Origin of the sequence: Geminicoccus sp. (genome assembly GCF_035556675.1) — a bacterium.
Taxonomy (GTDB): Bacteria; Pseudomonadota; Alphaproteobacteria; order Geminicoccales; family Geminicoccaceae; genus Geminicoccus.
Genome location: NZ_DATMFZ010000090.1, coordinates 1 through 7571 on the forward strand (window position 1 = coordinate 1; position 7571 = coordinate 7571).

A 7571-nucleotide genomic window follows, 5' to 3' on the forward strand; every position below is an offset into this window, starting at 1 on the left:
CGACCCTGACCCGTGCACGCTCGCCGTAGCGGACCGCGTTCTCGACGAGGTTGCGCACCGAGCGGCGCAGCGCATCCGGCCGGCAGCGGTAGCTGAAGCGCGGGCTGTCCAGGAAGGTCACGTCCTGGCCGAGATCGGCCAGGTCGTCGCACAGGCTCTCGACCAGCGCCGCCAGGTCGACAGTCCGGGTCCGTTCCGCTGTGGCTTCCTCCCGCGCGAACGCGAGCGCCGCCTCGGTCATGGTCTGGATCTCGCCGATCGTCTTGAGCATCTTCTCCTGGATCTCGGGGTCGGCCACGAACTCCGCGCGCAGGCGGAGCGAAGTGAGCGGCGTGCGCAGGTCGTGGCCGATCGCGGCCAGCATCCGGGTGCGATCCTCGACGAAGCGCTGCAGGCGGGCCTGCATCCGGTTGAAGGCCTCCGCGGTCTGGCGGATGTCGTCCGGGCCGGTCTCGGGCAGGGGCTCGACCGTCTCGCCGCGTCCCAGGAGCTCGGCCGCCGCGGCCAGCCGGCGCAGCGGCCGGGCGACGCTGCGCGCCACGATCACGGCGATCACCGAGAGCACCAGCGCGGTGATCCCGAGCGAGGTCGCCGATTGCGGCGTCCAGAGCGCGTTCGGTACCGACTTGGCATAGACGGCGTTCAGCCAGGCGCCGTTCTCCAGCCGCACGGCCAGGCCCATGCCATAGGCCTGGTCGAGATAGATGAACTTCGCCGCGCGCGAGAGCGGCCAGGCCTGGGGCGGCAGCTCCCGCCAGTCGGCCCAACCTTCATCCGGTGCAGGCTCCGCGGCGAGTGCCACCGGCGGTGCCGGTGCTGCCGGCGGGTCCACCGCCTTGCCGTGCAGCTGCTTCAGGCTGGGCAGCGGGGTGGCGAGATGGCCCTGCGCCTCGGCACGCCAGGCCGGCACGTCCGGGGGCTCATCCGGCGAGATCCAGAAGCGGGTATAGGCCGTGTCGCTGACGCGCAGGATCTCCGGGGCCAGGTCCGGCGGGGTCGCTTCCAGGAGGAGGGCCAGCGAGCCCGTGCGGCTCAGGAACTCGCCCTTGGCCGCCAGCCGGAGCGCCTGGTCGCGCGCATTCCAGGAGGTGAGAAAGCCGATGCCCTGCGAGAGCGCCAGCGCCAGCAGCATGAAGAAGATGAACTGCGCGGCCAGGCTGCGGCGCCACAGGCGGGTCATGCCTCGCAGACCTCCGCCATGAAGCTGTAGCCGCCGCCCCAGTGGGTCTTGATCAGCATCGGGTTCCTCGGGTCCAGCTCGATCTTCTTGCGCAGCCGGCTGACCTGGTTGTCGATGCTCCGGTCGAAACTGTCCGCGGCGCGGCCGACCGTCAGGTCGAGCAGCTGGTCGCGGCTCAGGATCAGGCCGGCATGGTCGAGAAAGGCGGTGAGCAGCCGGAACTCGGCGGTACTCAGCGGTACCGCCACCCCGTCGCTGTCCACCAGCTCGCGCCGGCCGACATTGAGCATCCAGCGGTCGAAGCTGAGCATCCTGGCCTTCAGCTTGATCCGCTGCGGCGGCAGGCTGTTGACCCGGCGCAGCACCGCCTTGATCCGGGCCAGGAGCTCGCGGGGGTTGAAGGGCTTGGTCAGGTAGTCGTCCGCTCCCAGCTCCAGCCCGACGATCCGGTCGGTGTCCTCGACCATGGCGGTCAGGAAGATGATCGGCACCTCGGTGGTGCCGCGCAGGTGGCGGCACAGGCTGAGCCCGTCCTCGCCCGGCATCATGATGTCGAGGATCACGAGGTCCGGGGCGCTGCGCTCCAAGAGGCGCCGGAGTGCTGCGCCGTTCTCCGCCACGCTGACCCGATAGCCGTGCTGGGCCAGGTAGCGGCCGACCAGGTCGCGGATGTCGCGATGATCGTCGACCACGGCGATATGGGGTGCCGGCTCCATGGGACCTTCCGTGCGACGCTGCTGACGATGACGACCATGCCTCTGATCACGGCCTCTGATCACGGTCGGCGGCAGTCTAGGTGTGCCCGGGCGGGCTTGACCAGCAGCCCTGCACGGTCATCCGCATCGTAACTGTATCGATCTGTACCAACCGCCCCCGCCGTCACATCTGGCGACAGTTCAGCAGGTCGCCTGACAAATGATGGCGAACAGACGCGGCCAGGATGACGGTCGGCAGGGGTCGCTCACGGCGTGGCCCCTGCCAGCCCGCCTATCACCCAGCTATGCAACGGAGACCATCGATGACCCGGATGGCCCTCGCCCTGACGCTCGCCCTGCTCACCGCCCAGACGATGACTTCGCCGGCCTTGGCCCAGCAGGCCGCCGATGGCGAGCGCCTGTTTCGCACACGCTGCGGCACCTGCCACTCGGTCGAGCCCGGCCAGAACCGGGTGGGGCCGAGCCTTGCCGGAGTGCTGGGCCGCACGGCCGGCACACTGGAGGGTGCCCGCTATTCCCCTGCGCTGCGGGAGTCCGGGATCGTCTGGAGCAGCGAGACCATCGACGCCTATCTCGCCAATCCCCGGCAACTGGTGCCGGGCACGACCATGACCATCGGCCTGCGCGCACCCGCGGAGCGCGCGGCGGTCATCGCCTATCTGGACGGACGCGGTGACGCGCCGTGAGCTGAGGCCGCGGCACTCGCTGGAATTGTATCAATTCTTGTCGCAAGGCGCGATTCGCGACAGATCGGGAAGAAGTCGGGGCATGCAGGACAAGTTTCTGCGACAGTTCCAGCTCAGGAAAATGCGATCAGGCGGGGTGCCATCGGCCCAGAACGCCCAGGACAGGAACGCTCCTCCCTTCGCATGAGGAACACAGCATGGTTCGACTGACCATCAACGGCGCCACTCGCGACGTCGACGTCGATCCCGAAACCCCCCTGCTCTGGGTGCTGCGCGAGCAGTTGGAGATGACCGGGACCAAGTTCGGCTGCGGCATCGCCATGTGCGGGGCCTGCACGGTCCATGTGGACGGCGTCGCCACCCGTTCCTGCGTCCTGCCGGTCAGCGCGCTCACCCCTGAGCAGGCGATCGTGACGATCGAGGGCTTGTCCCCGGACGGCTCGCACCCGGTGCAGCAGGCCTGGCTGGAGCTGGACGTGCCGCAATGCGGCTACTGCCAGCCCGGGATGATCATGGCGGCCGCCGGCCTGCTCGCGGCCAATCCGAGCCCCAGCGACGACGACATCAGCACCGAGATCACCAATATCTGCCGCTGCGGCACCTACAATCGCGTGCGCGCGGCGATCAAGCTGGCCGCGGCCGGCAGCGACGCCACCGAGAACGGCTGAGGAGACGGCGAATGACCCGCGTCCAGCTTTCGCGCCGCCATTTCGTCGCCGGCTCGGCGGCAGCGCTCGGCGGCTTCTCCTTGGGCTTCCACGTGCCGTTCCAGGCGAAGGCGGCCACCGCTGCGGCCCCGGCGGCGGTCCCGGAGATCAATGCCTGGGTGGTGATCCATCCGGACGAGACGGTGGTGGTCCGCGTCGCCCGCTCGGAGATGGGGCAGGGCACGCTCACGGGCCTGGCCCAGCTGGTCGCCGAGGAATTCGAGTGCGACTGGGCGAACGTCACCACCGAATATCCGACACCCGGCCAGAACATCGCCCGAGACCGGGTCTGGGGCAGCTTCTCCACCGGCGGCAGCCGCGGCATCCGCGATTCCCACGACTATGTCCGCCAGGGCGGGGCGGCCGCGCGCGAGATGCTGATCGCGGCGGCGGCCGTCGAATGGGACGTGCCGGCTGCCGAATGCCGGGTCGAGAAGGGCGTGATCAGCCATCCGGGAAGCGGGCGCACCACGACCTATGGCAAGATGGCGGCGGCAGCTTCCGCCATAAGCCCGCCCGCCGAGGTGCAGCTGAAAGACCCGAAGGACTGGAAGATCGCCGGCCAGCCTCTGCCCAGGCTCGACACGCGCGACAAGCTCACCGGCAAGCAGGTCTATGGTGCGGATCTGACCATGCCCGGCATGGTCAATGCGGCGATCAAAGCCTGTCCCTATTTCGGCGGCAGGCTCGCCGGCTTCGACGCCCAGGCGGTCACCGGCATGCCCGGGGTCCAGCGGGTCGTCCAGCTCGACGACACGGCAGTCGCGGTGGTCGCCGCCACGTGGTGGCAGGCCAAGACCGCGCTCGATGCCCTGCCGATCACCTGGGACGAGGGGCCGAACCGCGACCTGTCCAGCGCCTCGATCCAGGCGATGCTGGAGGAAGGGCTGGACGCGGCGGATGCGTTCATCGGCACGGAGATGGGTGATGCCCGCGGAGCACTCGCCAACGCCACGCGGACGGTCAGCGCCGTCTATGCCTTCCCCTACCAGAACCACGCCACCATGGAGCCCATGAACGCCACGGCGGTCTGGACCCCGGAGCGCTGCGAGGTGTGGGTCCCCACCCAGAACGGCGAATCGAGCCTGGCAGTCGCCGCCGAAGCGGCCGAGCTGCCGGTGGATAAATGCGAGGTGCACAAGATCCATCTGGGCGGCGGGTTCGGCCGGCGCGGCAACTTCCAGGATTATGTGCGCCAGGCCGTGCGGATTGCGCGGGAGATGCCGGGTACGCCCGTGAAGCTGCTCTGGACGCGCGAGGAGGACATGCTGCACGGGAACTACCACCCGACCACGCGCTGCAAGCTGACGGCAGCACTCGGCCCGGACGGCGAGGTCAGCGCCCTGCACATGCGGATCTCCGGCCAGTCGATCCTGGCCTCGGTCCGGCCGGAAGGCATGGTCGGCGGCCAGGACCCGGTAGTGTTCCAGGGGCTCACCGCCGACAACCCGGAAGGCTCGTTCGGCTACACCGTGCAAAACCTCCTGATCGACCACGCGATGCGCAACCCGCCGGTGCCGCCCGGCTTCTGGCGCGGGGTGAACCTCAACCAGAACGCCATCTATGTGGAGTGCTTCATCGACGAGCTGGCCCATGCCGCCGGAGTCGAGCCTTTGGCCTTCCGCCGTCGGCTGATGGCGAACCACCCAAGGCACCTGGCAGTGCTGGAGGCAGCGGCGAACGGGATCGGCTGGAGCGAGCCGCCGCCCGAGGGCAGGCACCGAGGGCTCGCCCAGATCATGGGCTTCGGCAGCTACGTGGCCGCGGCGGCCGAGGTCTCGGTCACCGACGGCCAGCTGCGGATCCACCGGATCGTGGCGGCGACCGATCCCGGCCATGTGGTCAACCCTGCCCAGGTAGAGCGCCAGGTCGAGGGCTCGTTCGTCTATGGCCTGTCGGCGGCACTCTATGGCGAATGCACCGTCAGCGGGGGCCGGATGGAGCAGGAGAACTTCGACAGCTACCAGGTCATGCTGATGGATTCGATGCCGGCGGTGGAGACAATCATCATGCCGTCGGGCGGGTTCTGGGGCGGGGTCGGGGAGCCCACCATCGCGGTGGCGGCCCCGGCAGTGCTGAATGCGATCTTCGCCGCCACCGGCAAGCGCATCCGCACCCTGCCGCTCAAGAACCACGACCTCGCATGAGCCCGCTGTGCCGGCTGGCCCTGGGCTGCGCCCTGGCAGTCGTCGCCGCGGCCGGCATCGGGCCGGCCCAGGCGGAGCCGCCACCGGGTGCGGCGTCCTGCTCCGGCTGCCATGGCCCGACCGGGGCGGAGGGGCCGGTCCCGAGCCTGCAGGGCCGGCCGGCCGAGGACACGGTCGCCGCGATGGCGGCGTTCCGCACCGGCCAGCGCGAGGCCACGGTCATGGACCGGATCGCCAAGGGATTCACGGATGACGAGATCCGCGCCATTGCCGACTGGCTCGCTGCCCAGCGGGCCCAGCCGTAGAACGACCCTCCAGGGTGCCCTCGCGACGGGTGCGCTGCTGGGGCTCAGCACCCCGGCGGCGCTCGGCCAGGCGGCAGCACCGGTGGTGGTGATCGGCGGCGGCTTTGCCGGGGCGACCTGCGCCCGCAGCCTGAAGCAGGCCGATCCCGGCCTCGCGGTCACGCTGGTCGAGCCGGCCGAGCGCTATCTCGCCTGCCCGTTCAGCAACCTCGTGGTGGCCGGGCTGCGCGAGCTGGACGAACAGGCGTTCGGCTATGCCGGCATCGCCGCGGCCGGCGTCACGATCGCCCGTCAGCCCGCGGTGGCGGTCGACCCGGAGCGGCGCCGGGTCCGCCTGGGGGACGGAGCGGAGCTCGACTATCAGCGCCTGGTGGTGGCACCGGGCGTGGACCTGCGCTTCGACGCGATCCCGGGCTATGACGAGGCGGCTTCCGAGCGCATGCCACATGCCTGGAAGGCCGGGCCGCAGACCGAGCTGCTGCGCCGCCAGCTGGGGGCGATGCCCGACGGCGGCCAGGTGGTCATGGCGGTGCCGGCCAACCCGTTCCGCTGCCCGCCCGGGCCGTATGAGCGGGCAAGCCTGATCGCGCACTACCTCAAGACCCACAAGCCCCGCGCCAAGCTGATCATCCTCGATGCCAAGGACCAGTTCTCCAAGCAGCGCCTGTTCGAGGAAGCCTGGGCAGAGCTCTATCCCGGCCTGATCGAATGGGTGTCCCTGTCGTTCGGCGGCCAGGTCACCGAGGTCGATCCCGGGGCCAATACGCTGGTGACCGAGTTCGGCAGCCACCGGGCCGATGTCGCCAACGTCATCCCGCCGCAGCGGGCCGGGGCCATCGCAGCGCTCGCCGGGGTGGCGGATGCGACCGGCTGGTGCCCGATCGACCCGGTGACGTTCGAATCGACGCTGGTGCCCGGCATCCATGTGATCGGCGATGCCGCGATCGGCGGGGCCATGCCCAAATCCGCGTTCAGCGCCAATGCCCAGGCCAAGGCCTGTGCCGCGGCGATCATCCACCTGGTGCGGGAGGAGGCGCCGCCCACGCCCAAGCTGATCAACACCTGCTACAGCCTGGTGGCGCCCGACTACGGCATCTCGATCGCCGGGGTCTATGCGCCCAAGGACGGGCTGCTGGCCGAGGTCGAAGGGGCCGGCGGGGTGAGCCCGCTGGAGGCCCCGGCAGCGGTGCGCCAGGCGGAGGCCGCCTATGCCGAGGCCTGGTTCCGGACGGTCACGGACGAAGTGTTCGGATGAAGCCTGCGGGTGTCGGTGCTGCGATCCTGGCCCTGGCCGCACTCCCGGCGGATGCCGAGGAGGCCCCGGTCCCCTACCGGATCGTGGGCGACGCCATCCCGGCCCCGCTCACCGGCGGGCCCGGCGATCCCGCCAGGGGTGCCGCCCTGATCGGCGAGCGGCACAAGAGCCTGTGCGTCCTCTGCCATGCCGGCCCCTGGCCCGACCCGCATCTCCAGGGCACGCTCGGCCCCGACCTTTCGGGCGTGGGGGCGCGGCTCGATGCCGGGCAGATCCGGCTGCGCATCGTCGACCCGAAGCATCTGGACCCGGGAACGATCATGCCGGCCTATTATCGCCAGCCCGATCCCGGCCAGAACGTGGCAGAGGCCTTTGCCGGCCGGACGATCCTGTCCGCTGCCGAGATCGAGGACCTGGTCGCCCATCTCGCGAGCCTGAAGGACTGAGCCGATGCCGAGCGAGCCGACGCCGCGCCTGGCCTATGACCGCCCCCCGCTGGACGAGGTGATCCGGGCGTTCACCAACGGCGTGGCGGTGCGCACCGGCAAGGTCACGCTCGACCTGTCGCCCCTGGT

The 7571-nt window shown here is 70.2% G+C and carries 8 protein-coding genes; 6 read left to right on the forward strand and 2 right to left on the reverse strand.

Annotated elements, in window-relative coordinates:
* Both VNS22_RS07225 and VNS22_RS07230 read right to left on the reverse strand, forming a co-directional pair.
* A partial coding sequence (locus tag VNS22_RS07225) for a HAMP domain-containing protein (RefSeq protein WP_325731051.1) occupies positions 1-1180 on the reverse strand: 1180 nt, incomplete at its 3' end.
* Positions 1177-1896 carry a response regulator gene (locus VNS22_RS07230; protein ID WP_325731053.1) on the reverse strand — a complete coding sequence of 240 codons (720 nt, stop codon included), beginning with the start codon at positions 1894-1896 and terminating at the stop codon, positions 1177-1179. The genes VNS22_RS07230 and VNS22_RS07225, both read right to left, overlap by 4 nt.
* A gap of 302 nt (positions 1897-2198) precedes the next feature.
* On the opposite strand from VNS22_RS07230, the gene VNS22_RS07235 reads away from it, so the two are divergent.
* From VNS22_RS07235 to soxX, 6 genes are all read left to right on the forward strand, one after another.
* The gene (locus VNS22_RS07235) at positions 2199-2582 is read left to right on the forward strand and encodes a c-type cytochrome (RefSeq protein ID WP_325731055.1); all 384 of its coding nucleotides are present in this window, start codon (positions 2199-2201) and stop codon (positions 2580-2582) included.
* A gap of 197 nt (positions 2583-2779) precedes the next feature.
* Positions 2780-3250, forward strand: a complete 471-nt coding sequence (locus VNS22_RS07240; RefSeq protein ID WP_325731057.1) for a (2Fe-2S)-binding protein — start codon at positions 2780-2782, stop codon at positions 3248-3250.
* An 11-nt stretch (positions 3251-3261) separates the two neighbouring features.
* A complete protein-coding gene (locus tag VNS22_RS07245) occupies positions 3262-5436 on the forward strand; it encodes a xanthine dehydrogenase family protein molybdopterin-binding subunit (RefSeq protein WP_325731059.1) in 2175 nt (724 codons plus the stop codon).
* The gene (locus tag VNS22_RS07250; RefSeq protein ID WP_325731061.1) at positions 5433-5741 is read left to right on the forward strand and encodes a c-type cytochrome; all 309 of its coding nucleotides are present in this window, start codon (positions 5433-5435) and stop codon (positions 5739-5741) included. The genes VNS22_RS07245 and VNS22_RS07250 overlap by 4 nt, the downstream gene beginning before the upstream one ends.
* Positions 5704-6996, forward strand: coding sequence for an NAD(P)/FAD-dependent oxidoreductase (locus VNS22_RS07255; protein ID WP_325731063.1), 1293 nt, complete (start codon positions 5704-5706; stop codon positions 6994-6996). Before VNS22_RS07250 ends, VNS22_RS07255 begins: the two co-directional genes overlap by 38 nt.
* Positions 6993-7442: a sulfur oxidation c-type cytochrome SoxX gene (gene soxX / locus VNS22_RS07260; RefSeq protein ID WP_325731065.1), complete on the forward strand. Its 450-nt coding sequence runs from the start codon at positions 6993-6995 to the stop codon at positions 7440-7442. The genes VNS22_RS07255 and soxX overlap by 4 nt, the downstream gene beginning before the upstream one ends.
* The last annotated feature ends 129 nt before the right edge of the window (positions 7443-7571 follow it).